Origin of the sequence: Paenibacillus caseinilyticus (assembly GCF_027533645.1) — a bacterium.
GTDB classification, from domain to species: Bacteria; Bacillota; Bacilli; order Paenibacillales; family NBRC-103111; genus Paenibacillus_G; species Paenibacillus_G caseinilyticus.
In genome coordinates, this window is sequence record NZ_JAQAGY010000006.1 from 186,582 (window position 1) to 213,517 (window position 26,936).

The following is a 26,936-nucleotide window of genomic DNA, read 5'->3' on the forward strand; positions in this document are numbered from 1 at the left end:
TAACGCTACTATTAATGGCAAAGGCAAAAAATAATGAGATCTATTTAAAAACCACAACTAGTGTCGTTGGTCATGCGACGTTGAGACAACGCCAACGAACACGCCGTCTAAATTGGATGGTTTACAAAAATGACGTGTGGAGGGTTTGTTTCATCATCTTTATATCTGGGTAATAAACAGTGCCGCTAGCGAGGCGGTACTGATTTTGGCCCCTTCGTGAGAAGGGGTCTTTATTATGTGCCTGATTATTCAGCGAATGTTCATCAGCCGTTATCTTCGGACAATTCGATATATAATTCATCATTCGATGATCGGTAAGAATAATGCATGCTCCGTAGTCTGGATACTGAATATCAGTAACCCCACCCCTCGTATCCTGCGGGTATGGTCGTCGCCAGCCCCGTCGGTACCAGTGCTGTGACCACCGGTTCGATGATCAGCGTATCAGTAGCTACCAGATCGAAGCCGGCCGCTCAATCGATCCGTAGACAGCGCAAAAAATCGCCTGAGACGGCTTATGGATGAATATTTTTTTAAAGTTATTGGAAACATGTAAAAGTAAAATAAAGGAGGAAGTCTAATTTGAAAGCGATACTGTTGTTAACTATTCTTTGGGGTGGAAGTATTCAATCTGCTTTTACTGAGGTTACTACTATTAGTGCTCCAACGCATGAAAATCTACCTCTTGCCGTAGAAGATGCAACTAGAAATTATGAAAAGCTAACTAAATCTAATGTACTAAGACCCAAAAAAATTCCAATTGAGTTTACATCAAACTTTGGACAGATCGATACAAATAGTAACCAATTGGAATTAACTTATCGTAATGAAAGTACAAACGATATTTTTAAAATAATTGTGTTTTCTGATAAAAAAGACGATTATAACTCGGGATACACTAAGATCCGATTAGTTGATGGAACATATGCCTATTTCAAAGAACGCGGTATACACTCGACTCTAGAGTTCAAATATGGGGCTTTAACTTATAATATCGGTATGAGAAAATCACCAAACAATGCTGAGCTAGTACTTCTCTCCAGTGTAGCCGACTCAATGATTCAAAAATAAAAAAATCACCCTTCCACTTTTTAGGAAGGGTGTATTTTTTCTATCGCTTATCAGTACTAATCATTGCACGGCCCGAACATCTACCAGATGTTCGATCTCCACATTCTACTCTTACATGATAGTAACCGGTTCCAGGGGAAGCAAATTCATAGTAGTTGCTCCCCCCTTTTTGAGCTGCGTTAATTTGTTTGCTTATTACAGTCCCATTACCATCCACTACATAGGCAAACATATTGAACAAGCTGTCCCGGTTAGTATAGACCTCGAAATAAATAGCTGCCCCCTTCTCAGCATAGACATCGGAGGAATTTTCAATTTTGTCACCGGTTGACATAGTTACGTATTGGCAATCAACATACGCGTCCCCACAACTGCCTTTAGTAAAGGTGGGAGTAGAGCCGAGAGCAGCGGCGGAAGCTGAGATCGGCATAGCGAGAGTAGCTGTTCCTAATACTCCAGCGACTAAAAAAGTGAATGCTCTTTTACAAAAATTCATTTTAAATTTCCTCCCATAATTATATTATTTTTACTATTATTCCAACAATTAGAATATATCAAATTAACGCCGGAAGGTTAATAGATATATATTACTAATTTTTGTTAAATTAACATTATATTGTAATTTGTAAAAGTTTATCGTAATAAGAAAGAATAATAATAATTTTATAAGATTATGTATAATATTAATTACACGAGCGGTAATAAAGTCCCTTTATATGTAAAACAGTAACGACATTTCCAGAATCTGAAATGTCGTTATTTGAATTATCGGATTAGGCAGACAGTACCTTCGCAGAAGTCTGCGCCTTCGAGATCGCTCAGACCACTCGTCTCGTAGCGCACGAGAATCGTAGAAAGAACCGAAACATCTCCCATAGTTTCTAACACTCCCTCATGTTCTTCCATATTACAAATATAACCATTCGATTTCGGTTCTTCATCGGCATACACAATATATCCCTAAGTGCCACCAAACCCTATAGCCAAACCTGATGCCGGAACCGAGTACATTCAACGAAACGGATTCAGCCAATTAACCAACATGATTTGGACAGATATCCTCGCCCGCACTATCTCCACCGTTTGGCCAGAAATCAGAAGTATCCTCCACCTCTTTCATGCAATCCCCTCTCCGATAAATCAATATTCAAAATCAAAGCATTGAAATTTTCACATTGATAAACCGATATATAGAAATAAAATTAGAAATGGGGTTTTACATTAGATGGATCAAGCCTTTGATGAGCTAAATAAGTTGCTTGTGGCAGGTGTTTTCAAAATTGCATCTTCCCTTTTATACTTGATTGTCCCAGAAATCATCGTTATTATTGCTTGCCTTATTTTCGGAATAAGAGGCCAAGTTTTCAAAGCCTTGTGCATGCTTGGATTGATGATAGGCTTGTACTCCTTTGTTTATTACGGCTTTCCAACGTTAACGAAATGAGCATCCTTCGGGATGCTTTTTTCGCCTCCCTCCCATGTTCTTCCGTTCATTTTGATTCATGAGCCTCCATCATTTCGAGGAACTTCTCCCTCTTGGTGGCTCCTTGCCCAAAGTTCATGCTTGTAGAGCTTCTTCAAGTCCAGTTCCCCCATGTGGAATACATCTGTACGGTCGTAGAGTGGATAGTACCGGTGAGCGGTGTCTCCAGTTCCGGTGCCGCAGGAAGCTGCATACCGGAATGCTGACGGTAATTCTTGGCCGTTACGGAGAATCGGTACCCCGAATTCTTAGCATCGTGACTTGGTAAGCAGTACAGCGAACATGTGCGGCTCAGAAGTCCAACGCTGCCTGGCATAGTACGGTAACCCAGTATCTAAAACTTCTTGCCTCGTATACCAGCCCATTTTATTTGGCATTATGATCATCCCCTACAAAATACTTATATGCATCTTTCCATCCCCTGACGTATGCCTCAACCAATGCCAGGCGAATTAGCTCGAGACCCGGTCCCCGTACATGGTCAGGTAAATACTTTCCGACCTCTTGGCTCAAATTGCCGAGCAGCATATCAGCATGTCCTTGCGCTTGCTTCTTATCAGGAGGCATTCAAGCGCCCCTTTCCATGGCTAGAAGCCGTTCATCTTCAAGCTCTTTAGCTACTATCTCGCAGAACCTTGGGTACAAGATCTTTGAAAAAGCGAGCTCATCGGCTGAGTAGTCGTAGACAGCCTCTTCGTGTGCATCGGGGAGATTTGTTTGCTGGTACCATATCGAAAACCCTTCTAAATAGTGAAAATCGGTTGAGGAAAGAAGCTCCCATTCCATGCGGGCATCTGCCTCTGTTAACGCGTCATCCCGACGCATTCGGAGGATAGTTTCTCTGATGGATTGCTCTGTCCGATCTCCTTGATATTCTCGCTTCCTTGAAGGCGCGACCTTGCCCATTAGGTAATATCCGTCTGCCTCGCCAAAGAACTCCCGAAAATCATTGTAGCCGGTATTTTTAAGGGGCCAGAAGTAAGCATAGTTCCCGTAATCGGACACAGCCGCGAACATCCCCGTGGAATCGAGGAGGAATATTCCCCAGCCTTGCCCGTCGATTGAGGGGATCGAGTATCGCCAGAACTTAACATCCGTTTTCATGGTCATACCTCCATTTTGTTTTTTACTTACAACGATTCCATCATGTCAACCAGGAAGCACCCTGCCACCTTCGGCCCGCATGCCTGGAGAAGAAATACGTAGTGGTCAAATGCTTCTTCGATTACGAGTCTCTTTCTTTCGGGGATGTAGCGCGTCCGGCTCATCAGATTCGTTAATGCTGTGTCCAGGTGTGTCGTGCTCGATCCACCATTCATCTCCATCAGCACACCCACCTCGGTCCAAAACAATGGGAGCAGCTTGTAGAATAGAATCCCTTCGGCATATACTTCCTGGTGCTTTATGCCGAAGGAGATGCGCCGGAGTCGCCGGCGCTCGAAGGCTTGGTAATCAATCATGTGCGATGATGAGGGCTCCGGCCTGCAGATCCATCTCCAGCTGGCCATGGTTCTGCTGGACCGCTGGGTTCAGCTTGGCATAGACCGACTCGGCCAGCTTCGTGTCTTCCTCATGCTCCCACTGGTCGAGGATGTTGCATAAAAACTCGGATTCTTGCCTGCTCAGCTTTACGATCATGTTATGCACCCTCCCGTAATACGATTTGTGCCACTAGGTATAAAGCCGTGTTCTCGTCAGCGCCGGAAAAGTAGATGAACTCCTTTGGCCCGGGCAACCGGACATTAACGGTATCCGAGTCAATCGCCTGGAGTGCTTCGAGAGCATACTTCCCGTCGCACCCGAACCGAATCCCTTTGCCCTTGAAGTCGCCGATTTGGATGCTGTCCTCCGTTTTCTCGTTAATTTCATTCCGGCTCTCAATGATGAACTCATCGCCATCGGTGCGCATTTCGGTGATGAACCCTCCGTTCTGTTTTTTTTCAGCGGTGATCCTCACTCTCTCCAGTGCTTCGATAAGGTCGCTTTTGCTCGCCGTAAAGGCCGTATGCTGGGCTGGCGTTAACAGTCTGGTCACGTTTGGATACGTACCGTCCAGAGCCCAAGAGTACATGGTGTATCTTCCGCAGATAATCACTGTCATTCGGTCGTCGCTTGTAATGGTGACATCTTCGGAGTCGTTCACGATGCTGCTTATTTTCTTCATGTGCTCCCCGGAGATTACCGTATCCAGCTGAATGCTGGTTCGGATCGGCATTGTAACGCGGGCCATCCGGTGCCTGTCACACGCCCAGAAGGTGATCCCCTCAAGTCCGAATTCCGCCTTAATCCCCGTCAGGATAGAGTAGTCTTCCTTTTTGTACGCCGCGAAGGCCGTTCTGCGAATCAGCTCTTTGAACTCCTTCGCCGGCATCATGAAGCTGCTGTTCAAATTGTGGACGGGAAGTTCGGGGTACTCCTCGGGATCGAAGCCTTGGAGCAGCATCTTCGTCTTCCCAGACATGAATTTAGCCTGGGTCCCGTCTACTTCGATATCGATAGACTTGGAGGGCATTCGGTTTACCACTTCGACGATCTCCTTAGCGCTGATGGCGATCCCTCCGGGTCGTTTCAGTTCAAAGTCGATCCCTGGGATTTCCGTTCGGATGAAGAAGTGTGTGTCCCCAGAGGCAAGAACCAAGTCCCCGTCTTTGACCATAAGCAGAATGCAGCTCAGGATAGGGGAAACGTTCTTCGCTGAAGCGCCTATGGCCAGCTGCTTCAGCGGCTCCAGCAATACCGATTTGTCTATGGTAATCTTCATGTGTTCGCACGTTCCTCTCTTAATCCATGCAGATGATGCCTTTATTAATCTTATCGAGGTCGTCCTCCGTCGCCGGCTGGACAACGAACTTGCGATCCCCGATATGGATGACGATCTGTTCGTGATCTTTGAGACTGAGGATTTCCTCCTCAACCTCGATGATTATTTTTCTCATCATGCGGATCGTGCTGCTCCTTTCAAACTGCTTCTGAGACTGGTTCCAGATAAACGGTGAGCCGAAGGATCCGTGCTAGCTTCCGCAGCGCCTCCGCCTTGTGCCGGCGGTATGTGCGATCCGTCATGCTCAGTTCTATGGCCGCAAGGAAGTCACAGCCCTGTGCGTCTGGGTCCAAGTATCGAGTTCGGATGATGTCCGACTCCGTTTTATATAGGCGTCTCAGCGCTATTTCGACCTCCTGAGCGCGTTTCTGGTCCAAATCCTCTGTATCTACGTTCCAGACCGCAACGTCCTCTACAGGCTTGCTGATGGCGTTAGTGTTACCGTGGAAACGAGGTGCATAGCTGGGCGTCATTTTCGTCTCTCTCTGTACAAAACCGATATCTCTGAATATCCGGGCTGTCTCGAGTCTTTCTTCAACCCTCTTGCGGGTTGCCTCCTGATCGATTTTCGTGCCTGGAATCTGAAAAGTTACTTGACCCATTCCCCTCACCCCAAATTATTGATATAATTTTGGCAATGAGGTTTTCTCAATTTGCTCCCCCGGTGACCTATCCCCATAGGCCGGGGGATTTTTTTATGCTTCGAGCCCAAGCTGCAGCTGATAAGCGCTGTCGGACTCGCGCACATATCCCCGATGCACCCACAACTGCGGCGCCAGTTTTCTGTGATGTTCGAATACCGGTGTTCCTGCCTTTCGATCCGGGTAGATCCGTTCGGCTTTCTCTGTCCATACCCAGTAGGTGCTTGCTGTTACGCTCTGACCGACCATTTCACGCTCTACAGGCGTCATATGTCTTCTCATGTCACGCGCTCCCTTATGCCCAGCGGCGTTTCTCAGAGTCACCTTTCTGGCTCTTCGTTGCTGGTGCCTCATGGTGTGTTCGATCCAGACCAACGAATTTGTTGAAGTTTTTGAGGAATGCTAGCTCCACCGTACCCAGTGGGCCGTTCCGGTGTTTTGCGATGATCACCTCGACGATGTCTTTCTTCTCGGATTCCTTGTCGTAGTAGTCATCCCGGTAGAGGAAAGCGACGATGTCCGCATCCTGCTCGATTGCCCCTGACTCCCGGAGGTCCGACATCATCGGCCGTTTATCCTGGCGCTGCTCTACGCTACGGCTGAGTTGGGAGAGAGCAACCACCGGTACATCAAGTTCCCGGGCCAACTGCTTCAGGTTCCTAGAAATCTCCGAGACCTCTTGTTGCCGGTTCTCCTTCCGCCCGGCTCCAGAGATGAGCTGCAGGTAATCGATGATGATGACCCCCAGATTCCCCACCTGTTTTTTCAGCCGCCGGCACTTGGCTCGGATCTCGTGGACGTTGACCGATGGCGTGTCGTCGATAAACAGTTGAGATTCAGACAGTCCGCCGATGCTCATCGAAATTTTCTGCCAGTCCTCTTCCTCGAGGAAGCCTGTCCGGAGCTTCCCGGCGTCGACGTTACCTTCTGATGCGATCATGCGTTGTGTGAGCTGTACCGCTCCCATCTCGAGCGAGAAGACCACAACCGGCTCCTTGGAACGAATGGCAATGTTTTGCCCGATGTTGAGTGCCAGTGCCGTTTTTCCCATCGACGGCCGCGCCGCCATGATGATGAGATCCGACCGTTGGAATCCTGACGTAAGCTTGTCCAGATCGGCTAGGCCAGAAGGAATACCGGTGATGCCGCCAGAGGCTTTCATGTTGAACCGAGCTTCAATTTGATCGAAGGCTTCGTAAACCACTTCTTTGATGTTCTGAAACTCTTTGCCTTGGGAAGCTCGGTTTGAAATAGCAGCTGCGGCCTCTTCCATACCTGCGGCCATTGCGGCCGCCGAGCTCTTCGCCTGCATCTGCTTGAGCATGGCCTTGATCGCCTGGCGCTGCATGGCGTACTCACGGACATCATTGGCGTAATGGCCGATATTTGCGGCCGTTGGTGTGGATCCAACCACCCTTGACATATAGGAGGCCCCGCCGGCGCGCTCGTACTGCCCCTTTTGCTGAAGAACGTGCCCGAGAGTGACAGGGTCGATCGGCTTGTTTTCGTCCGCCAGTTCAACCATCGCCTGGAAGATCATCCGATGTCCCGGGAAGAAAAAGTCATCAGCTATCAGGGTTTCCTGAGCAGTGATTAAAGCGTCGTTTTCGAGAAGTACGGCGCCCAAAACGGCAATTTCGGCTTCACTGCTGTGAGGCATCTCAATGTGTTCTGGATGCTGCAAGTTGTCTCATCCTTTCCTTCAGCTCCGCCGGCGGCGGTGCGGCCTTTTTCTGCCATTCGTCGATCTCATCGAACCTCTTGAGGGTTCCTTCCCGAAGGGTGTCGTAGTAAATGCTCGTCTCGCTGGTTTTCCCAAGCAGGTGAGCGATCTTGGGCGGCCATTCACTGTTTTGGATATGAACGTCCAGGTTGGAATGGACCTCTTCCGATGATGCTTCGGCCAGAAGCCTCTGCCATTCGAGCAAGATCCCCTCGTCCATGACTTCGAATTGCGGATAATGTCTGCGGATCCGCTTGAACAGTTTCGCAATCTCGCCTAGTGTCATGCGTCCCGATCCTCCTAATCTTTGAATTGGTCAAGAAACTCCATGGCCTCTTCCAGCTTTGATTTGCCCTTCCGCAGCTGTGGTTCCTTTGGCGGCGCCTTGATCGGCTCCTCCAGCACTGCGGCAGGCTCGGGTGACACCGAACTCACGTTTTCCCAAGCGTCGTTGATCCCGCCGACGTAGTAGGTGAACGAGGACGGGGGCTTAAACTGGTTTTTTTTCTTAATTGCTCTTTGGCGCTTATCCTCGTAAAGGAGTCCCATAGTTCGGATGATAAAGGGGATCGGCATCCCCCCGGCGATCATCTTACCCATGGCTTCGCGCTCAGATGACCTGACGTGGATGTCCAGCTTATCGTGCAGCTTGCAGTACGCGTCAAGGATTTCAATCTGGCCCTTGAATATATCTTCTTCAGTGATAGTAGTAGTAATAGTAAGTCTTTTAGATATGCCACATGTGTCGTATCGCGCCCCCTGATATGCCATATCTGTCGTATCTGAGGGGTTCTGATGTGCCACTTTTGGCATATCGGAATCGGTATGATATGCCATTTTTGGCATTTCGCCGCCCCCCTGATATGCCATATTTGTCGTATCAGACGGTGGTAGATATTCCACATTTGGCGTATCTGATGCGCCATTTTTGGCGACTCGCATAGGCACATCTTTCTTGTTGTTCCGAACCTTGATGATTTCGCCACGGCCCGTTCGAACAGTTTGGATGTAGTTCTCATGCTTGAGCCGGTCCATGTTACGCTGGACGGTCCGGCTGCTGCTGTGAAGCTCACTTGCAATGCGTTCGTGCTTGACCGGGGCCCCGTTATGTACGAACCCCCAGCGTATGCCCTGCTCATCGACACTCTCGGTGGTGACAGCGTCGATGCACCAGAGGAATTCCCATACCGCAGGCCCAAGGCGCTCCTTGTGGTCGAACAGCCCGCGTGAAACGGGCATCGGTTGTTCTGGCATGTGCATCACTCCCTATGCCGCCTAAGCTCTGTGCTACGGATGTCAGGTCAGAGGACTATTTGAGATAACCAAACACACCAACTCCTTTCTGATGCTTAAGCGCATCTCTGAGGGTCTGCATCAGCAGGCCCTAATCAGATATGCTCAAACATCAGAGGTTGACGTGATGCTCCTTGCCAATATCAGTGCCGAGAGGTATACTGAATTCAGATGGAAATTCATAAGTTAAACTGATCAAGTCGCCCCCCCAGGCGGCTTTTTCGTTTTTCACGGAGCATTCCGCGAGGATCCGGTCCGTCATCAGTCCGATCGTCTCCTGAGCTCTGCAGTCCGCTACCAGTTGCCGTACCTGGCGCCCCTTCAGAATACCCGTCGCGTAAACCGCGCCACCTTCCAAGCCAATCTCGCGAAGCATTGCCAAAAATTTATCGTTCACCGCGCTTCACCTCCGCCTCGTGTTTTGCGATCATGCTCTTACGGTCGATCCCGAACTCTTCTTCGAGCACTCCCTGCAGAACCACAGCTTTCTCCATGACGTCTCGCATTTCTTGCCAGACCCGTTCAGCGCTTTCCTTGCGCTTTGTCGGGTCGATGTGTTTTGCCATGGCCAACCCCCCTAATGCTTGTTCTAGTTCGTTGATTTCCTTCAGCAGCACATCTTTTAGGGCAGCTGGGTGGAGGTCGAGGTTCGGGAGGTCATCCAGAATGTTGGAAATGAAACCGCCTGTCCGCTCATCGGCTATTTTAAGAGCAAACTTCCAGCACATTCGTGCAAGTACCGGCTCTAATGCTGGAGGAAGCTCACGGCTTCCGGATTCTACCTTTGCCAGTGTTGTGCGATCCATGGGAAGCTGTTTGGCCAGCTCGTCCTGTGTCAATCGATTGGACTTGCGATAATCGTGAATTGCTTGTCCGATGCTCATGGTAATCATTCCTTTCACAGATGGTGTGTAAATTGTGGCAACAAAGTCACTAAAAGGAGCTCGATATGTGACAGACTTTATGTGTACTATTGAGTTGTACATAACCGGTACTTGACCGATTTCCCTTGCCGCCTAATGCCGATCCCCACGGTAGTGGGCCCATTTTTTATGAAGCGTTCGTGCTCCGCAGTTCCTGCTCGAGCTCCCATTTTTGAATCGAAGCCTCACGAAACAAGATCCGATTCCCAACACGGAAATGTGGGAGTTCCTTCTTTCGAACCATCGTGTAAACGGTGTCGTGGTGAACACCCCAGCGATCGGCTAACTCAAAAACGGTTAATCTTTTTTCACTCATAATTGATTTGCTCCTTTAGGAAGAATATGGAGTGTTATAAGCTGCCACTGTGGTTCCAGTTGTCTGCAGCCGCTTTTAGAATTGAAGCCACTAATCGTAGCTCGTTCGGTGTGCCTTGCTTTTTTTCGATTACATGAGAGATAAATCCAGAAGCTGTTTGAATCAATTCAATCGTTCGTGCAGAGGATGCCGGATTTGATGAGCCCTCTGTAGTTGCTGATATTTCTTCAAAAGAATCCGTAATTTCTTGCTTAGCCTCTTTTTCATTATCCAACTAGATCACCTTCCTTTGGTTGTTATCCTCTCATGTTCGATAGAAAACAACTGCTCGAATTTCTTGTCATGAAATGTGTGCAAAACTTTTGCAATAAAATCATGACCCAATGAAAACCGCTTATCAGTAGAAGGCAACTTTGCTCTCCATAACTGACTTCTCGATATGCCAATATGAACGGCGAAATTCTGGTCTGTCATACCTGATTCACTCTGAAGTTCGCAAATAATGTTTTTTTTCAAAACCACTCGCATACACCCTTGTCTCCTTTCCTTTTCACGCTTGTAACACTTGACCCAAGAAGAATATACCACCGATGATACATATGTGCAACATAATTTTTACCACATTGAAACGAATTGTTTGTTCTTATCATTATTGCTCTAAGTTGTTTCATGTTTGGCACATTTCTGCTAAGATATAATACATCGCACTAGTTGAAGAGGTGAGGAAATAAGTTATGAATCTACAGGAATTTGGCGCATATTTCGCCCAATTGAGATTGAAAAGTGGGTATCGAAGCCAACGTGAACTTGCAGATAAAGTGGGGCTTAGTAATGCCACGATAAATAGAATTGAGGCTGGAGCTCACAAAGCATCGCCTGAAACTCTAATGCAAATTGCTCCACATCTTAAAAACGTAACATATGAAGAATTAGCGGAAAAAATGGGATATATGAGCAATCACTTTTCCGCTATCCGAGAAATAATCCAAAATAGCATGGATGCACAATCTCCAGGTGCCCCAAAAGTTGATATTGAAGTTGATCCAGGCGTTGAGTTTATTATGCGAGCCAAGAATGATCTATCCCCTGAAGCGTATGAGCAGTTTCTAAAGATGGTTAAAAAAATGAAAAAGGCATTTGAAGAAGACGATACTAATTAAATTGATAAAATAAAAATATACATACTATCTACTATCTCTACTAAATTGATAATAATAAAATATATATACTAACCCTACAGATAAAACTCACACGGAAGAGGCTGAGTACGATTCAACCGTCAACTAGTTCAGTCACAATTGCCAAACCGAGATTCGCAGAGATAAATAAAATCGCCGCGGCTATCTTGGCTGAGTTCGGTAACCCAAATCCCCCCATCGATCTAAACAAGATCGTTGAGGGCCGCGGCTGGAAAGTTCTTTATGACGAACTAAAGGGCCCTGATGGGTATATGATGAAACTCGGATCCAAATTTGGTATCTTTATTGCTACTGACATGAATAAGAAGAAGTATAGTAACACAATCATCGAGAGAAGACAGACCTGGACGCTGGCCCATGAGATCGGTCACATCATACTGCATGGTGATTTTGTCCTTAATACCCAGGAGGCCCCGAACGCTCTTGATGAAATAACGAAAAAACACATGGAGGTCGAAGCCAACTGGTTCGCTTCACGGCTTTTGATGCCTGATTACGTATTTAAAAATCCCGCCGACTTGAACCCGAAAAATCTGGCTGATAAATGTGATGTTAATTACTCAGCGGCCAGCAAACGGCTAGAGAAACTTGATGAAGCAGTATTGACTAAGATGTTTGCTGAATTGCAGGAAAATGTTGTCCCTTTCCCAAAATTCACTGACAATTTTATGGATGGTTATGAGGAAGTTACCTTCGTATCTGAAGAGATCGATCTTGACCTTTCCCTTCAGTTTGATCGTCCTATAAGTTCTTTTTTAGATTACGTGAATGAGTATCACAAAGAAGCAGCCGTGGGGGTAGACATGTCGAATCCATACAACATATATCCAACAGACGATGATGATCGTTTTCTTGAATGTATTCAATGCCATAACACAGAATTTTCGGAGTATGCCACCTATTGTAAAATGTGTGGATGTTCCTTGTATAATACCTGTACTTCTGAGACTTCTCCTTGTTCCGGACTTAAAGTTCCATCGGATGCAAGATACTGTGAATCATGCGGGAGTGTGACTCTGCTTGTTAAAGAAAATGTAATCAAAAACTGGATTGATCTCTTTAATGAATATTTTGACGTTTCAGAAGGTCTTAAGTCGTCCAGTGATGGTAAGCAGATTAATATTTTCGATAAGAAGTCTTGGGAGTGATTCAGGTTTATGGCAAGAATCCGAAAACGTGGAAAGAACTCTTTCTTACTAATTGTGGAATTAGGATACGATGCCAAGGGAAAAAGAATTCAAAAGACAAAGACTATTAAGGCCAAGGGGCCCAGGGAGGCCGAGAAGGAGTTAGCTAGATTTGTAGTGGAGGTCGAATCCGGTGAGTACATAGATCCAGGTAAGATGTCATTCGGACAGTTCGTTCAGCACTGGAGAGAGAAATTCGTAGAACAGAATTTAGAAGAAACATCCATAAAGAATTATCTGTTCCACGTTAACAAGAGAATTCTCCCCCAGTTTGACAATAAACGAATCGATCAGATAAGAACAATCGAGATCCAAGACTTTCTATATGGTCTCAGTAAGCCAGGATCGCGTGCAGACGGGAAACTTGAAGGGCTAGGACCATCTTCTCTAGCTTACATTTATCGCGTCCTACAAAGCATATTTTCAAAGGCAGTGGAGTGGAAGGTTATCAAAGAGAATCCCATGATCGGGGTCACAAAGCCGAAGGAAACATCGAAGGAAATGGAAGTATACAGCGAAGAAGAAGTTGTCGAGCTTTTCGAGGCATTACAAAATGAAAAAATTCACCTTAGGACTATGATCTCTCTTGCGCTAACTACCGGCCTTCGCCGAGCTGAAATCATTGGGCTTGAGTGGAAACACATCAATCTAGAAAAAGGAACGTTGGAGGTGCGGCAGAGCATCCCTCTGATGAAGAACGGTCAGCCGGTTATCAAGTCGCCGAAAACCAGAAGTTCGATCAGAAACGTCTCTCTTCCTGAATCTGTAGTAGAGGAGTTAAGAGAATATCAGTTATTCCGAAAAAAGGAGCGCCTCAAGGTTTACGATAAATGGGAGGGTGACCCCGACCGCTCTTTCGTATTCGCTGGTTGGTCTGGACGACCGTTGAATCAGAAGACACCAGGTGACTGGTGGAGGGATTTTCACAAGAGAAATCCGCAGTTGAAATTCATTCGATTCCATGATCTTAGGCATACTTCTGCAACCCTCCTCATTAACCAAGGGGTTCATGCTAAAATTATTTCTCAACGCCTGGGACATTCAAAAATAGGGACGACAATGAATGTTTACGGGCACGTGATCGAGTCAGCTGACCGTGCCGCGGCGACTAAATTTGACTCGTTATTTTACAAGAGAAAACCAAAAACAAGATAAACAAAAAAAAGATGAATTCCCTCTTATCGAAAGGGTTATTCATCTTTTACTTTTATTTCTATTTCGTCAATTTCCAACCTTAAAAGTCTCCCGCTCTTATCATAAATGATATAACCACTTATTGTGACCATCTCGTTAAGAAATTCTTTTATTTCTTCAGGAGTTACAGGCTTTAAAAATAGACATCTAATCTCATCATGCACTATATTATTATACTTTAGTGGTCTTGCAATCAACATTTTATTATGGACGTCAGCCACTCCAATAACTGCGGTCCCTTCAATATACTCTGTTGAAGGCAATAGCTTTTTTGCGTGCTCTGTTAAGATTTTTCTAGTAGTTTTATCGGTTCTAATTATTTTTTCAGAAACCCCTATATCGTTACCCTCTATACTAACAAAATCTATTGACGATCTATTAGATGGAGCAAGTTCTTTTGCGTAATGTATTATTTTTATTACTTCTTTGTCTTCAAAATCTGCCATTAGTTCCGTTAGAGCATTCTCATTATGGACAGAAGCAATCGCTTTAACCAATACCTTCATGCTTTGAGTTGCAGCCCTAGAATCTTCTATTGCGTTTTTAAATTTATCCCAAGGATCTTGCTCTTCTGGTGAAAAGAGTTCCATTTGGTTACTCTGTTCTTCAATCTCAATATTAATATCTGGCTTTTTCAATCCCAGCTTTAAACTTCCTGCAGCCGTTGCAACTAAATTAAACGAAGGGATATCAGAGTTTTTTTTCTTTATTCCTTTCTTATGTTCAATCAAACTTATTACATTCCTATTGGCGTTATTTAATTTTGTAAGAAAGTTGCCCACTTGGCCAATTGGGCCCTTCCCTCCTTCGAAATCTTCACCCTCTATCCTAATCCAAAGGTCTGCACTATTATCTGTCTCAGAACTTGGTTTAAAATTAACACCTGTCTCTTGTGATAGTAGGTTAGAGAGTTGATTCTCCAATCGATCAACAACGAAAACAGCTGAAGGTTCATAAAATCCTAACACATTAGGTTGATCTTGAAATTTGGATCTTAGATTCTCTAAACTCTTCCTAGCCTTTTTCAATTGGGCGATTGTCTCATAAATAATATTTCCGCTTATAAGATTATCCATAAATTACATCACCCCCATTAACAATTATTCACAAGTTGATCCTAAGTATTCCTTTTGCCTGTGGTTTTTTCACCCAAGCTGGATCTCTCTCTGGGTCAGGGTCCCTTAACCCTCCAAATTGTTCTCCGCCGGTTCTAAATAAGAATGATATCGCATTTAATAAATCTTCATCTGGAACAACAAGCATGTGCGCTCCAAACAGGTTCCTTAGTGCAAGCTGATTATCGGGATGAACAAACATATGGATTGCTTCTTGATCATGATCATCAGTAATAGAAGCAAGAGAACTTACTACCTTACCTGGTGGAATCAAAGCTCCGAAATCCACATCCCCAGGCTCTGCTCGACCAGTTACAAAGCTTCCATCAATTAATATGACCTCTGGCATGATTCCAAGATCATTCAACCTATCCAACATTCTTTTGAATAGTTTCCATAGATGTATTCTTTTCTCGGTAAATAAGAACCTTTGTTCCACTTCCTCCATTGTACACTCATGTTCGCCATCAGGTAAATGGTACCCATCAATAAAATCCGGAATATTTGACACTATCAATGAACGGCCTCCCTTCACGAAAAGCCCCGCTGGAATGATTTCTGAAGAACTCTACTGATACTTACCATTTTATTCTGATTTATTCTATCACAACAAAAAGAATCTATACATATAATCGTCCCGTACGTTGTTAAATTTTTCTTTACATTCCAAGTGAAATACCATGCGCCAGCAATCTTTGTGAAACATAAATAGTGAGGAACATTGTCCCCCATTTGTCCCCCATTGTCCCCTATTTGTCTCCCAAACCATTAATTTTTGCTTTTTTCACTTCCTATTGTTTCAGAACATTTCCTATTTAAACCGCGTAATAATCAGCTTTTCTCGTATTACCTCCTAACAGGCCAGAAGACCTGCCTCACTTCTCCCATGAAAGGGCCTCGTCGCGAGACGGGGCCCGATTTTTTAGTACAGTTCCCGAAAACCCTTGATATATAAGGCTTTTTTATAGTACAGTTTTTTCGAAAAATCACTGGTACAGTTAATTTTTTCTAATTAGGCGACCATTTGGCGACCAAAAAAATCGGCATAATTTCCTAAATATCTTACCGCAGCAAATTAGATGGTCGATTGCAGTAATAAAAGCGTTACCTTTCCACGTGTTAACATAAGCGCGAACAAGGAACAGCTGCCGCGGCGGTCTGCTCCCTGCTTATCACTAACGTTCAATAAAGTTTGAAAGATCTTTATATCCCACAATGGAGTAAATAAAAATCACCTTCTGATAAACGTTCAGACATTAAAATAACCATATCAAACTGTTTAATTACTTCATCCCGATTGAAGACTAACACTAATTTTTCTTTCGAATCACTTAGCTTATCCTCGCCATAAACAGTGAGCTCCAATATATCAGGTGCATTCTTAAATAGATCTCTCCAAGACCTGAAAATAAGAATCAAAACCTCTGAAGATTGCTTGTCAAATAGTGTAAGACCGAAATTGTTAAGCCCTCGAACATTTGGAATTCCTCCCTCGCATGGATTTTTACTTGGAATCCATACTAACGAGTCATTAATGTAATTAATCAAATCATCATGAATAACGGCACTTTCAATGCTATTATTTTTGAAATTTTGATAATCTTCCAAATCTGTCGTGTTAGGAATAAGAAAAAAATCATGGTATTGTCCGCCCATATTTCCCTCCAACAAATAAGTCCCGCACCAGGGTTTATATGCATTCAACGCAACTCCTGTATCAATCCCTACTATCTCCTACTCTGAGCTTGCCGCGGCGATCTGCTCCCTGATCATTACGCTATTCTCCCCTTAACGTAAGGAAGCTGTCGATTGTGTGCCGGCTGCCTCATCGTGGTTATGCGGCACCTAACGTCTTAGCTTAACAAATATATGCTATGTGCGTTTGATGAATTCAACAAATGCTTCCATCGGTTTTATGTTCAGTGGGCTTATTTCCCGCGGCAAATTATCAATATCAAACCACTTAAGTTCTAATGTTTCGTTGGTTTCTGATAATAATTTTCCTGAAAAATCATCACACACATAAATGATTCCTATTAAATATACTATCGCCGTTGGGTATTTTTTCGTTTCTGCAAAAGAACTTTTCTATCCTTATAAATGAAGACACCTGCACCCACAGCAGTTAACCTGTCATGACCATTTTTTTTTCGTATACTTCGTAGTATCCCACCGCTATTCCACCTTTCTATATTTGGAAGCATAGCCTACGAATTAGGAGCAACAACGCGGCGTCTTCCTCTTTTGGCGTGTTCAACATATGTTCTCGTTACTTCAAATGGAGCAATAATAATTCCTTTTCTCTAAATAGCCTTAGACTAGCTGGCCCATTCCGTAAACGGAGAGTGTTGAAAGTCATCCAAGTTGCTGAATTTTCTGGTTTTGGCTTCAATTAATTAGCGAGGCTCACAAGTTTATTCTACATAGTATAGACGGTGAAGCTTGGGTAGTTGTTGCGTAAAACCAAGTTGCTTCCCTGATAACTGAAAGGCAGCCGATCTTTTGGGCCTGGTTAAGCCATTCATTCATAGTGCATCCTACTGGTACAGTTTGTTTCCGAAGAGGGTTTTCCCTTTCCCCATGACAGGGCCTCGTTGCGAGACGGGGCCCGATTTTTTTGTTAAGGTTAGGTAGAGAGGTGAACGCCAATGTGGCAAGTCGGCTTAGTTCTATTTTTTTTAATTAAATATTGGAGAGAACTTCTATTGATAGCAGCGCTAATCCTATTTGTATTCACATATAATAAGATAAGAAAGAAAAGAAGATTGCATATCCATAAAAAATATATTCGAGACTCAATTAAACAGGATATAGAAGATAGAAAATAACTGTCTCGGTATTCCAATAGAAGGAGGAGTTCGGATCCTAGAACTGCATATATGGAACCCGGATCCGTATGACTCCACTAACCCTATCAAAAATCCCCGAATTTTGACTCCCAAAACGGACGGATGGTACAATAGTAACAAAAACTGCAGCGCCCATGCCCGGAAGGAGGAACGGATTTGACCCGCAGCCTGACCCAAAGCGGATTGGCTCTGCTTGCTCTGCTCATCCTGTTCGTCTATTCTTCATTCACTCCCACGCCGCTGCACGCCGCTCCCTTCAAGGATCATCTGCAGACCTATGCCTCGCCCGTTCCCGAGTTTCTCCCTGTGAAACCCTGTACGCTGAAGTGGAGCCCTGTCCTTAAGGGAGCCCCTCAGCCATTCAAGGAACGGATGGTACACGGTGCAGACGGCGCTGAACTGCTCTGGCCTCTTCTGCTCCGCCGCTCCGATGTGCGTAAGCGGCTGAAGGCCCGGCTGCTCTCCCCTCTCAAGTTCACTTCGGTTTATGTGGCTTAGCGCCTCCGCCCTATGTGGGCAAACTGAATAGACCAATCAATGAGGGGGCCGTATCCATGAATCAGAATCCACCGTCGAATGCCGCATTATCTTCGCAAAAGCAGCACCGGAAGCTCACCAAGAGCAAATTTTTCCGCCGCACCGTCTTTATGACCATGGGTTCGATCTTCGTATCTGTCGGGCTCGAGATTTTCCTCGTACCGAACAACATTATTGACGGCGGCATTGTCGGGATATCGATCATTCTGTCCCACCTGCTGCATATGCCGCTCGGGCTGTTCCTCGTGCTGCTCAATCTGCCCTTCCTGATTATAGGCTACAAGCAGATCGGCAAAACCTTCGCGATATCGACCTTGTATTCCGTTATTCTGATGTCGATCGGCACGACACTTCTGCATCCCGTTCAGCCGTTAACCATCGATCCCCTGCTCGCGGCCGTATTCGGGGGCATCATCCTCGGGGTCGGCGTAGGGCTCGTCATCCGCTCGGGCGGTTCCTTGGACGGCACGGAGATCGTAGCGATTCTGCTCAATAAGAAAACCCCGTTCTCCGTAGGCGAAACGGTCATGTTCTTCAACGTGTTCATCCTGGGCAGCGCCGGGTTCGTGTTCGGCTGGGACCATGCCATGTACTCGCTGATCGCGTACTTCATCGCCTTCAAAATCATCGATGTGACCATCGAGGGACTCGACCAATCCAAATCCGTCTGGATCATCAGCGACCAGTATAAGGAGATCGGAGATGCGGTAGCCTACCGGCTTGGACGAGGTGTAACTTATCTGAGCGGCGAAGGAGCCTTCACCGGCGATGAGAAGAAAGTCATCTTCAGCGTCATCACCCGTCTGGAGGAAGCGAAGCTGAAATCGATCGTAGATGAACTGGATCCTGCCGCGTTCCTTGCGATCGGCAACATCCACGACGTCAAGGGAGGACGCTTCAAGAAAAAAGACATTCACTAGTAAAAGACATTCGCTAACCAACCTAACCCTCATTACGCTCTACAGGAGAACCAGACCTATGACCGTCGTATTCATCCTCATGCTGCTGCTGGTGCTCGGACTCGCCGCAGCCAGCCATTATTTCTACACTATGGCCATTGTCCGGCGGCCCAAAACGTTCCTGGCGGATAATCCGGATCTGCGGGACGCTCCGGCCAGTGATCCCGTCTGGCTGGACGCGCAGCCGATCGAGGCCTGGGACCTCGTCTCGGGGGAGGGGCTCCGTCTGCGCGGGTACTTCCTGCCCGCGAAGCGGCCCACACACCGGATGGTGCTTCTGGCCCACGGCTACAGCGGCAGCGGCAAGCTCCACATGAATGCGCTGGCGAAGCTCTACCATGAGGAGCTCGGCTACCATGTGCTGCTGCCGGACGCGCGCGGTCACGGGGACAGCGAGGGCGCCTATATCGGCTTCGGGTGGCCGGACCGCCGGGATGTGCTGCTGTGGATCGGAGAGCTCGTACGCCGCTTCGGCACCGAAGCGCAGATTGTACTCCACGGCGTCTCCATGGGGGGCGCTACCGTCCTGATGACCGGCGGCGAGAAGCTGCCGCCGCAGGTCAAAGCCATTGTCTCCGACTGCGCCTACACCTCGGTGAAGGACGTGCTCTCCTACCAGCTGCGGCGGATGTACAAGCTGCCGCCGTTTCCGTTCATCGGCATGACCTCTCTCGTATGTAAGCTGCGTTCGGGCTACTCCTTCGGAGAAGCCTCCGCGCTCGAGGCGGTTCGCCGGACCGATAAGCCTGTACTCTTCATCCATGGCGGGGCGGACACCTTCGTCCCTACATCAATGGTGCACCGGCTGATGGAGGCCTGCCGCGGGTACAAGGAGCTGTTCCTCGTTCCCGGCGCAGGGCACGGCATGGCTTACACCGCCGCGCCGGAAGAGTATGCCTGGCGGGTCCGCCAGTTTACCGGCCGCTTCGTACAGGAAGCGGCGGCGCCGCAGACGGCTGCGCACACCTAGCAGACAGCAATGGTTGCAGTCGACAGGCAGCCCCGCCCCGCGCTCTCTCGGAGAGTACGGGGCGGGGCTGCCTGTTTGTGATGGCTGCAGAGCCAGGGGGAGGCGCTGCAGAGCGGGCCATGTACGCTTCAATGCAGCTCGGCGCTTCCCCGGCCGCCGGCCGTTAAGGATAGACGAGCGAGAACGTCGCGTCGGCTTTATCGGTATCCGTCGCTGCCGGCTGCAGGACCAAGGCATAGTTGTAGTGCCGGATATACCGTTCAGGGTAATTGTAGGAGCGCAGCGACACCTTGGAGCCGTCGGCCAGTCCGGCGGTCATCGTGAAGGTCGCATCTCCCTTGAAAGCCGCGCTTCCGTCCGCTTGTGCCAGCTTCATCTCGTAGTTGTAATGGCGCAGGTACGATCCCGGCTGATTGACAGATTCAAACGAAACTCCCTCCGGATCCGCCAATCCGGGAACGATACGATACTGCGCATCCTCCAGGGGAGATACATTCGAGTCGATCCGCAGGGATTCGCCGCTGTGCCGGACATACCGGTCAGGATAATTATGGGACTGCAGCCGGTATGGACCCCACTTGGCCGCTTTCAGCCGGTCCAGCTCGCTCTGGCTGACTTCAACCGCAGCGGCATGCCTTACGCCTGCCGGCAGGCTGAATGTGCCGGAGGCCAGCTTCGTCCAACTGCCGCTGCCCAGGTCGGTCGTAGTCCAGGCGCCGAAGATGCCGCCCCGGGAGTAATAATCGGCATACAGGTACCAGCGGTTCCCGCTGCGCGCCTTAATCACGAACGGCCCCTCCGTTCCGTTCTCCGTGATCGAAGCCCCTGTGTAGACCGAGAAGGAGCCCGGAGACAGCGCCGCCGACCGGGCAGCGAGAATGCTCTTGGCTGTCGTGCCCGCCGCGCGTTCATCCTTGAAGAACAGATAGTTGGTTCCATTCCACGGATGAATATGGCTGTCGATGACGTCATACCCCGGATCGAAGTAGATGCTCGGTGCCGTTACAGTCCGGAAGTCTGACGTGTAGTTAACGTAGGTACGGTTACGATCGGTATTGCCGGACCATACGATGCCGTACTGCCTTTTGGACGCATCGTAATACATCTCTGGCGCCCAAGTATGCATGGCTGTCGTATTCATGCGGATCAGCCGCCCGTTCGTCCAGTGGATGAGATCGGCGGAATCATAAGCCATGAGATACTCGCTGTTCCAATTGTCGGTGCCGAGCAGGATGAAGGTGCCGTCCTGCTTGCGTCCCACATACGGATCGCGCATATGCTTCGTGCCGATCCCGGGACGGAATACCGGCTGGTTCCCGTTCAGTGGAGTCCAGTTCAGGCCATCCGTACTATAGGCCAAGTGCAGACTGTCGTCATAGGGAACACCGCCAAAGTAAGACAGCACATACCCCGCCGGCGGATCAGCCGCTAGCGCGCTTGATGGAATAGCGGCACCAGCGGCCAGCAGTGCACACAGGAGCCCCCACAACAACAGAAGGCTGCCTCTTCTTCGCTTCATACGTATCTCCTCCTCTTTTCTATCCATGGGATGGACACCTCTTTTGGGCGCTGCGAAAGCTTGCTAGGCTATACCAAAGAAAATACTTCCCCCTTTCCTGACGCTGTCTTCATTTTATAAACGCTTACAACCCTTGGGAATGGATCCTTTTTGGACAAAAGTAGACTTTCTTTGGATCTTGGAACGGCTTGGCAGGCTGCTAGAATTTAACGGTACCGTCCCCCGCCGCCATGGAGTAAACTGGTTGAAGCACATGGCAAGCTTGCCAACGAAAGGACCGACACACCCAAGATGACCGAACACCCAACCTGGCATTACAAAAATAAAGAAGGCACGGCAGGGCCCTTCCATCTCGAGGAGATTAAAGCCCTCGTCCGTGCAGGAACGATCCGGAGAACAACCCTGCTCCAAGCGGACGGAGAAGATCCGTGGCGTCCCGCCGACTACTGGAGCGAGCTGCCGTGGGCATCGTTCGAACAGCCCCATAATCCCACCGTCAGACCGTGGATGCGCTATTGGGCCAGGAGCCTGGATATGCTCCTGTGGGTCATGGCGCTGGATGCCCTGCTCGCTTACGTTCCTGTAGCCTTTCTTCCTCCGGCCTCTTCCCTCCTGCTCTCCGTGCTGTTCGGTCTGCTCTGGCTTCCTGTGGAGATCCTGCTTCTGGCCCTCTGGGGCACGACGCCCGGCAAGCTGCTCTTCGGGGTGAAGGTACGGCGCACGGATGGCGGCAAAGCGGCCCTGCCGCAAGCGGCAAGGCGAAGCGTGAAGCTGCTGTGGCGCGGCCTGGGGCTCGGGCTTCCCTTGATCTCCATGTTCACCATGCTGAACGCCCATCATGAGCTGCATAAGCACGGCCAAGCCTCATGGGACCGGGACAGCGGCCTGCTCGTGCATTACCGCCCCACAAACTGGGCCGAGCAGATTCTCGTATGGATTCTCATCGCCCTGCTCGTGTATGCCCGTTTGTACGGATGGCTTGAGAAGATGGCCGCCCTGACCCTCGGGAGCACGGTTCTCTAAACACCAAAAAGGCCCCCATAGCTTCCGGAGGCCTTTTAGGTATGCGGTTGTGTCGTTCGTCGTCGGCGCATCAGGCGAACCTCAATTTCAGGAACATGGTGATGCCGGACAGAACGAGGCGGAACCAGCCGATCGCGGATAACCAGAGGGGAATGCTGAGTAACATACCGTATACCATACCTACCGAGAATCTGCTTTCCATATGGGGCACCTCCAAGTTTTGGTCTCATCCCGTGCTGTTCTCTTTGCTGTTAACGCTACTATATCAAAGGCTTGTTTGGAATGATTTAGGCATTTGTTAGAAAAGGTTTAGTTTTGTAAGCGTTTTTCCATTGTGTTATGTACCTATTAACCCCTTTTGGACCAAGATAAACGGCTTCGCCGTCCTTTCAGGACGTTGCGCGTTTATGAGATATATAAGATTACGGGATCGAGCCCCGGCGAGATATAAATTCTTATATATCAAACAAAACCGGCATCCTTCGATGCCGGTTTGCTTTTTATGTCCGCAGACGGTCTATTTGGGGCATACAATCGCCCTTTTTTTGCCGCTTTTTCTATTCCTCAAAGGACTCTTATTTCTCGTACAGCTCCAGCGGCAGGCCGTCCGGATCGGCGAAGAACGTAAAGCGTTTGCCCGTCGTTTCATCCGTGCGGACCGGCTCTACTTCCACACCGTGCCGTACCAGCTCCCCGGCCGCCGCATCGAGGTCGTCCACTTCAAAAGCCAAGTGACGCAGCCCCCTCGCTTCCGGGTAGCTCAGCCGCTCCGGCGCATCCGGGAAGGAGAAGAGCTCGATCTGGGCGCTTCCTATCTGCAGATCGAGCTTGTAGGACCGGCGCTCGGCTCGGTACGTCTCGAGTATGACCGGCAGACCGAGAATCTCCGTATAGAACCGCTTTGATGCCTCGTAATCCGAACAGATGATGGCGGCATGGTGAATTTGATTAATCTGCAGCATATATGCTTCCTCCTTAGTAGCTGATGAGGGATGCCATAAGCAATCCCGAAGCCACGCTCAAGCAGAAGGAGAAGATTCCGACAGAGACGTTGCCCTTCGGAATTTCGGCCAATACCTTGAACGGCGTCAGCAGCTCGAATAAATAGAATATGATGATTTGGAACGCAATTCCGAGCAGTCCCCAGATTACCAGATCCAGGACTCCTACCGAATGATACACCGCCGAAGCCAAGACGAGCACCTGGCCGATGATCTTACCTCCGAGGTCGTACGCAGCCGCTTTGCCTGCAGCCACTTTGGCCGGGTCCGAGAGTTCGCCCCCGTCCCGGATCAGCCCGAACTCGCTGTAGGGCGTCGTCAAGTTAAAAAAGAGAATCCCTACTCCAACCAGCGGTACCGTCACCGCCAAATAGATCAAAAAATTCAAAATGGTTCCGAATTGGTCCACTTCTCCAACCCCTTGCTTATGTAATGTGCCTCTATCCGGGAATCTGCGTACGGCTGGGCGGAGGCGGACTCCCGGGCCCTTACGCCAAAGCGCAGGGCAGATAATAAGATAAATTGCCGGTAATCCGGCCTCCCACACGCGCCACCACGGCAGAGCCCTGCCCGTCAATGAGAAAGCAGCCCCAGAGCAAGCTGCCCCGGTACGGGCCGGATAAGGTCTCCACCTCGACCCGGGGAAGCTCCGCGTACTGCTGGTAGACCATCGGCTGGTGCGCATACTCCTCTTCTCCGCTGGCCTCGGCTGCGGCTCCCTTCTCGTAGATGGTTACGCCGCTGCCTTCCCTGCCAAGAATAGGCTTGACGACATAGGATTCGTCACCTGCGAAGATGGGCTCCAGATACGTGGGAAGCATGTACCGGGAGATCGTCTCCCGCTCCTCTTGCGTATAGAACTCCCCCGCTTCGTACAGATTCCAGATCAGCGCCTGCAGCGCCTTCGTCTGCGCCGCAAAGCCCGAAGGCGGATTGACCACCGCCAGCTTCCCTTCGGCGATGAGCCGCAGCACGTGCTCCCCCGTCGGATACCCGTCCGTGTCCCGGTCTTCCGCCAGCTTCTCGAGCGCATGCAGCCGGTACAGCACATCCACCGGCACACGCTCCGCCGGTGCCTCGCCGCCTGGGCTCTCCGCCCACAGCCGATCCCCCTGCACGCGCAGATCGCCGAGCGGCACGAACCGAGCTCCCTGCAGGCCGGAGTGGGCAAGCAGATATTTCGTCGTCCCGGCATCCTCCTCGTGCCAGTCGAGCGCCGAGAAGACGATACTCTCCTGCGGATACCCCGCTTCGCGGTACAAGTCCAGCATCCGGCCGAATGCATCCGGCAGCTGGGCCGCGCAGCCCTCGTTCGGGTCCTGTGCCCCGCAGGCTTCGCAGATCCGGCCGTTGACATGGAACGCCTCGACGATGCCGGTCGGCGTATCGCTGTTGAACTCCAGCATCTTCAGCCCGCCCGGCGTATGCGCAAAATCGAACCGCCCGATCAGCGTCGCGATGCTTTCGTCGAAGCGGAGCCGGATCGCGCCGAACGCCGCTTCGGGCAACCCAAGCTCGCGCCAGAGCTCGGGCTCTCCCTGCTGCACGATACTTACGGTCTTGGCATAGATCCGGCCGAGCTTCCCGGCAGCCGCACGCATCTCCGCCAGCAGCTCCGGCGTGAGGCGGTACAGATCCGCCAGCGCGTACTCTTGTCCGTACATGACATCCCACGTGAATACGCCCTCGCGCTTCAGCGGGCCGTACAGCGCTTCCCGGCGTTCTGTATAGTTCATTTGGTGCATAGGGTGCGAGCTCTCTTTGCGCTCCTCCACCGGTTTCCCCCCCTTACAGCCCTTCGGCGGCTCACGCCTTGTATCCCTGCGCAGCGCTTACGAGCTGGAATGCCCGCTGCTGCCGATGCCGCCTTTGGAAATCCCCGAGGAACTGCCCGAGGTGGAATTCGAAGCCTTGGAGCCCCCCGAGCTTCCATAATAATGGGAGGTGCCCGAAGAGCCTCCGCTTCCTCCATCGTCACAGTAACCGTCGCGGTTGTTGTCCACGCAGTCCCGCGAGTTGGAGCATCCTGCCGCTCCTCCGAGCACTAACGTGGAAGCAACGAACAGCTTCACCATCCGGTGCGTCCTGCTGCCCTTGTGCTGTTCCATGATCTTGTCACTCCTGTCCTTCTGCGGCACTTCTTGGCCGCTGCCGCTGCGGTACCGCGGTCGCTTCTCTCAGACCGGTACGGCGTAATACACATACGTCATGCGGTCTTCGTCGATCTCCACCGAAGTCCGGCTCCATTCCCGTCCGTCGGTATACAGATAATTCGCCTGCAGGTGCAGCATGGCCTCCAGCGTATCCCGGAATACATAATCGTACACCAGCGGATAATCCGCCGTCCCTTCCCGGTACTCCCGCAGCTCCATACGCACGCCCGCGAACCCCCGGGCCCCCGGACTGCCCCACGGCATCGTCCGCTCGTCTTCGGCTTCCTTCACGTAGACGACATAGCAGCCGGTTTCCACCGCGCACGACGTTTTCTCGTACACCCGGCCGTCTTTGACGAAATAGTCGCATGCAAACCGCAGCGCCGCCTCGTCCCGGCCGATCCGGTCGTAGTGATACAACACGGGGAACGTCCGGCTGCCTTCCTTATACAACCGATACTCCAATCGGACCACAGTCCCTCCGCTCCTTTCGCCTGTCTCCTCCCAAAGCATACCTACCAATACGCAGATGCTCCGGGAAAAGTTGCGTTTTCCTCGAAAGCTGTCCCGCCAAATTGTCGTTTGCAGCAGACGGGAGGATGGGGGCGAGCCTCTCATTGGACCAATGAACGAGCCCGCTGGAGACAGGTACAGCCGGGAACCGGCAGGTCCGTGGGCAGTGGAATGTGAAGCTCGTACCCTGCGGCCAGTATGCCCTTGCTCCAAGCAAGCGGCAGACAACCTCCTCTGACCAAGCCCGCCCGCCGGATTCGGCTGAGTGCCCGCCGCCGCCCGCCGGCTCAGGCCACTGGCGCCATGAAGCCTAGGGCTTCTTAGCGGATTCGGCCGGCTTCATATGCGAAAAAGCGTGCTTCCGAAGAAGCACGCTCACTGTTGTACGATTGCCGCCGATGCCAGGGACTTGGCGGCGGCCTGCCAGCAAAAATCGGATCGCCATC

At 49.5% G+C, this 26,936-nt stretch carries 35 protein-coding genes and 1 pseudogene; 9 read left to right on the top strand and 27 right to left on the bottom strand.

Going from position 1 to position 26,936, the window contains the following annotated elements:
* Nucleotides 1–353: 353 nt before the first annotated feature.
* Nucleotides 354–461 (bottom strand): annotated as a pseudogene (locus tag O9H32_RS11705) (hypothetical protein); the annotation flags it as partial.
* A gap of 121 nt (nucleotides 462–582) precedes the next feature.
* On the opposite strand from O9H32_RS11705, the gene O9H32_RS11710 reads away from it, so the two are divergent.
* Nucleotides 583–1,071, top strand: coding sequence for a hypothetical protein (locus tag O9H32_RS11710; protein ID WP_269866277.1), 489 nt, complete (start codon nucleotides 583–585; stop codon nucleotides 1,069–1,071).
* Nucleotides 1,072–1,111: 40 nt separating this feature from the next.
* On the opposite strand, the gene O9H32_RS11715 is transcribed toward O9H32_RS11710, so the two are convergent.
* Complete coding sequence (locus O9H32_RS11715) at nucleotides 1,112–1,567, bottom strand: hypothetical protein (protein WP_269866278.1); 456 nt, start codon at nucleotides 1,565–1,567, stop codon at nucleotides 1,112–1,114.
* 729 nt (nucleotides 1,568–2,296) lie between these two features.
* On the opposite strand from O9H32_RS11715, the gene O9H32_RS11720 reads away from it, so the two are divergent.
* Nucleotides 2,297–2,515 carry a hypothetical protein gene (locus O9H32_RS11720; RefSeq protein ID WP_269866279.1) on the top strand — a complete coding sequence of 73 codons (219 nt, stop codon included), beginning with the start codon at nucleotides 2,297–2,299 and terminating at the stop codon, nucleotides 2,513–2,515.
* A gap of 606 nt (nucleotides 2,516–3,121) precedes the next feature.
* Here O9H32_RS11720 and O9H32_RS11725 read toward each other — a convergent pair.
* From O9H32_RS11725 to O9H32_RS11795, 15 genes are all read right to left on the bottom strand, one after another.
* The gene (locus O9H32_RS11725) at nucleotides 3,122–3,658 is read right to left on the bottom strand and encodes a hypothetical protein (RefSeq protein WP_269866280.1); all 537 of its coding nucleotides are present in this window, start codon (nucleotides 3,656–3,658) and stop codon (nucleotides 3,122–3,124) included.
* 26 nt (nucleotides 3,659–3,684) lie between these two features.
* Nucleotides 3,685–4,014 carry a hypothetical protein gene (locus O9H32_RS11730; RefSeq protein WP_269866281.1) on the bottom strand — a complete coding sequence of 110 codons (330 nt, stop codon included), beginning with the start codon at nucleotides 4,012–4,014 and terminating at the stop codon, nucleotides 3,685–3,687.
* Nucleotides 4,007–4,192, bottom strand: coding sequence for a hypothetical protein (locus tag O9H32_RS11735; protein ID WP_269866282.1), 186 nt, complete (start codon nucleotides 4,190–4,192; stop codon nucleotides 4,007–4,009). The genes O9H32_RS11730 and O9H32_RS11735 overlap by 8 nt, the downstream gene beginning before the upstream one ends.
* A gap of 1 nt (nucleotide 4,193) precedes the next feature.
* Nucleotides 4,194–5,315, bottom strand: a complete 1,122-nt coding sequence (gene dnaN / locus O9H32_RS11740; protein WP_269866283.1) for a DNA polymerase III subunit beta — start codon at nucleotides 5,313–5,315, stop codon at nucleotides 4,194–4,196.
* 19 nt (nucleotides 5,316–5,334) lie between these two features.
* A complete protein-coding gene (locus tag O9H32_RS11745; RefSeq protein WP_269866284.1) occupies nucleotides 5,335–5,493 on the bottom strand; it encodes a hypothetical protein in 159 nt (52 codons plus the stop codon).
* 19 nt (nucleotides 5,494–5,512) lie between these two features.
* Nucleotides 5,513–5,977: an ArpU family phage packaging/lysis transcriptional regulator gene (locus tag O9H32_RS11750; protein ID WP_269866285.1), complete on the bottom strand. Its 465-nt coding sequence runs from the start codon at nucleotides 5,975–5,977 to the stop codon at nucleotides 5,513–5,515.
* 93 nt (nucleotides 5,978–6,070) lie between these two features.
* Nucleotides 6,071–6,298: a hypothetical protein gene (locus O9H32_RS11755; RefSeq protein ID WP_269866286.1), complete on the bottom strand. Its 228-nt coding sequence runs from the start codon at nucleotides 6,296–6,298 to the stop codon at nucleotides 6,071–6,073.
* Between the two features lie 13 nt (nucleotides 6,299–6,311).
* A complete protein-coding gene (gene dnaB, locus O9H32_RS11760; protein WP_269866396.1) occupies nucleotides 6,312–7,676 on the bottom strand; it encodes a replicative DNA helicase in 1,365 nt (454 codons plus the stop codon).
* 1 nt (nucleotide 7,677) lies between these two features.
* On the bottom strand, nucleotides 7,678–8,025 hold the full coding sequence (locus tag O9H32_RS11765) for a replicative helicase loader/inhibitor (protein ID WP_269866287.1): 348 nt from the start codon (nucleotides 8,023–8,025) through the stop codon (nucleotides 7,678–7,680).
* A 14-nt stretch (nucleotides 8,026–8,039) separates the two neighbouring features.
* Entirely contained in the window at nucleotides 8,040–8,993 is a 954-nt protein-coding gene (locus O9H32_RS11770) for a hypothetical protein (protein ID WP_269866288.1), read from the bottom strand.
* Nucleotides 8,994–9,144: 151 nt separating this feature from the next.
* The gene (locus O9H32_RS11775) at nucleotides 9,145–9,429 is read right to left on the bottom strand and encodes a hypothetical protein (protein WP_269866289.1); all 285 of its coding nucleotides are present in this window, start codon (nucleotides 9,427–9,429) and stop codon (nucleotides 9,145–9,147) included.
* Nucleotides 9,419–9,916 carry a helix-turn-helix domain-containing protein gene (locus O9H32_RS11780; RefSeq protein ID WP_269866290.1) on the bottom strand — a complete coding sequence of 166 codons (498 nt, stop codon included), beginning with the start codon at nucleotides 9,914–9,916 and terminating at the stop codon, nucleotides 9,419–9,421. Before O9H32_RS11780 ends, O9H32_RS11775 begins: the two co-directional genes overlap by 11 nt.
* Before the next feature lie 166 nt (nucleotides 9,917–10,082).
* Nucleotides 10,083–10,271 (bottom strand): helix-turn-helix domain-containing protein, encoded by a 189-nt coding sequence (locus O9H32_RS11785; RefSeq protein WP_269866291.1) that lies wholly within the window; start codon nucleotides 10,269–10,271, stop codon nucleotides 10,083–10,085.
* A 34-nt stretch (nucleotides 10,272–10,305) separates the two neighbouring features.
* On the bottom strand, nucleotides 10,306–10,545 hold the full coding sequence (locus O9H32_RS11790; RefSeq protein WP_269866292.1) for a hypothetical protein: 240 nt from the start codon (nucleotides 10,543–10,545) through the stop codon (nucleotides 10,306–10,308).
* A gap of 5 nt (nucleotides 10,546–10,550) precedes the next feature.
* On the bottom strand, nucleotides 10,551–10,799 hold the full coding sequence (locus tag O9H32_RS11795; protein ID WP_269866293.1) for a hypothetical protein: 249 nt from the start codon (nucleotides 10,797–10,799) through the stop codon (nucleotides 10,551–10,553).
* 206 nt (nucleotides 10,800–11,005) lie between these two features.
* Here O9H32_RS11795 and O9H32_RS11800 point away from each other — a divergent pair, with 206 nt between their 5' ends.
* The 3 genes from O9H32_RS11800 (at nucleotide 11,006) to O9H32_RS11810 (ending at nucleotide 13,812) form a co-directional block, all read left to right on the top strand.
* Nucleotides 11,006–11,431 (top strand): helix-turn-helix domain-containing protein, encoded by a 426-nt coding sequence (locus O9H32_RS11800; protein ID WP_269866294.1) that lies wholly within the window; start codon nucleotides 11,006–11,008, stop codon nucleotides 11,429–11,431.
* A gap of 185 nt (nucleotides 11,432–11,616) precedes the next feature.
* Nucleotides 11,617–12,618, top strand: coding sequence for an ImmA/IrrE family metallo-endopeptidase (locus O9H32_RS11805; RefSeq protein WP_269866295.1), 1,002 nt, complete (start codon nucleotides 11,617–11,619; stop codon nucleotides 12,616–12,618).
* Nucleotides 12,619–12,627: 9 nt separating this feature from the next.
* Nucleotides 12,628–13,812, top strand: a complete 1,185-nt coding sequence (locus O9H32_RS11810; RefSeq protein WP_269866296.1) for a tyrosine-type recombinase/integrase — start codon at nucleotides 12,628–12,630, stop codon at nucleotides 13,810–13,812.
* Nucleotides 13,813–13,847: 35 nt separating this feature from the next.
* Here O9H32_RS11810 and O9H32_RS11815 read toward each other — a convergent pair whose 3' ends face one another.
* The 3 genes from O9H32_RS11815 to O9H32_RS11825 form a co-directional block, all read right to left on the bottom strand.
* Entirely contained in the window at nucleotides 13,848–14,927 is a 1,080-nt protein-coding gene (locus O9H32_RS11815; protein WP_269866297.1) for a hypothetical protein, read from the bottom strand.
* A 28-nt stretch (nucleotides 14,928–14,955) separates the two neighbouring features.
* A complete protein-coding gene (locus O9H32_RS11820; protein ID WP_406627301.1) occupies nucleotides 14,956–15,477 on the bottom strand; it encodes a DUF6932 family protein in 522 nt (173 codons plus the stop codon).
* 692 nt (nucleotides 15,478–16,169) lie between these two features.
* Nucleotides 16,170–16,670, bottom strand: coding sequence for a hypothetical protein (locus O9H32_RS11825; RefSeq protein ID WP_269866299.1), 501 nt, complete (start codon nucleotides 16,668–16,670; stop codon nucleotides 16,170–16,172).
* 1,301 nt (nucleotides 16,671–17,971) lie between these two features.
* On the opposite strand from O9H32_RS11825, the gene O9H32_RS11830 reads away from it, so the two are divergent.
* From O9H32_RS11830 to O9H32_RS11840, 3 genes are read left to right on the top strand one after another with little or no spacing between them, the layout of a single operon-like run.
* Nucleotides 17,972–18,313: a hypothetical protein gene (locus O9H32_RS11830; protein ID WP_269866300.1), complete on the top strand. Its 342-nt coding sequence runs from the start codon at nucleotides 17,972–17,974 to the stop codon at nucleotides 18,311–18,313.
* A 56-nt stretch (nucleotides 18,314–18,369) separates the two neighbouring features.
* Nucleotides 18,370–19,272, top strand: coding sequence for a YitT family protein (locus tag O9H32_RS11835; RefSeq protein WP_269866301.1), 903 nt, complete (start codon nucleotides 18,370–18,372; stop codon nucleotides 19,270–19,272).
* A 58-nt stretch (nucleotides 19,273–19,330) separates the two neighbouring features.
* Nucleotides 19,331–20,281, top strand: coding sequence for an alpha/beta hydrolase (locus tag O9H32_RS11840; protein ID WP_269866302.1), 951 nt, complete (start codon nucleotides 19,331–19,333; stop codon nucleotides 20,279–20,281).
* Between the two features lie 163 nt (nucleotides 20,282–20,444).
* On the opposite strand, the gene O9H32_RS11845 is transcribed toward O9H32_RS11840, so the two are convergent.
* Nucleotides 20,445–21,800 carry a glycoside hydrolase family 43 protein gene (locus O9H32_RS11845; RefSeq protein WP_269866303.1) on the bottom strand — a complete coding sequence of 452 codons (1,356 nt, stop codon included), beginning with the start codon at nucleotides 21,798–21,800 and terminating at the stop codon, nucleotides 20,445–20,447.
* 291 nt (nucleotides 21,801–22,091) lie between these two features.
* Here O9H32_RS11845 and O9H32_RS11850 point away from each other — a divergent pair, with 291 nt between their 5' ends.
* Nucleotides 22,092–22,823, top strand: a complete 732-nt coding sequence (locus O9H32_RS11850) for an RDD family protein (protein WP_269866304.1) — start codon at nucleotides 22,092–22,094, stop codon at nucleotides 22,821–22,823.
* A gap of 70 nt (nucleotides 22,824–22,893) precedes the next feature.
* On the opposite strand, the gene O9H32_RS11855 is transcribed toward O9H32_RS11850, so the two are convergent.
* From O9H32_RS11855 to O9H32_RS11880, 6 genes are all read right to left on the bottom strand, one after another.
* Complete coding sequence (locus tag O9H32_RS11855; protein ID WP_269866305.1) at nucleotides 22,894–23,025, bottom strand: hypothetical protein; 132 nt, start codon at nucleotides 23,023–23,025, stop codon at nucleotides 22,894–22,896.
* Nucleotides 23,026–23,398: 373 nt separating this feature from the next.
* Entirely contained in the window at nucleotides 23,399–23,785 is a 387-nt protein-coding gene (gloA2, locus tag O9H32_RS11860; protein ID WP_269866306.1) for an SMU1112c/YaeR family gloxylase I-like metalloprotein, read from the bottom strand.
* Between the two features lie 13 nt (nucleotides 23,786–23,798).
* A complete protein-coding gene (locus O9H32_RS11865) occupies nucleotides 23,799–24,233 on the bottom strand; it encodes a DUF350 domain-containing protein (protein WP_319946933.1) in 435 nt (144 codons plus the stop codon).
* A 79-nt stretch (nucleotides 24,234–24,312) separates the two neighbouring features.
* Entirely contained in the window at nucleotides 24,313–25,569 is a 1,257-nt protein-coding gene (locus tag O9H32_RS11870; protein WP_269866397.1) for a glutathionylspermidine synthase family protein, read from the bottom strand.
* 87 nt (nucleotides 25,570–25,656) lie between these two features.
* On the bottom strand, nucleotides 25,657–25,932 hold the full coding sequence (locus O9H32_RS11875) for a hypothetical protein (protein ID WP_269866308.1): 276 nt from the start codon (nucleotides 25,930–25,932) through the stop codon (nucleotides 25,657–25,659).
* 69 nt (nucleotides 25,933–26,001) lie between these two features.
* Nucleotides 26,002–26,451, bottom strand: coding sequence for a hypothetical protein (locus tag O9H32_RS11880; protein WP_269866309.1), 450 nt, complete (start codon nucleotides 26,449–26,451; stop codon nucleotides 26,002–26,004).
* Between the last annotated feature and the right edge of the window lie 485 nt (nucleotides 26,452–26,936).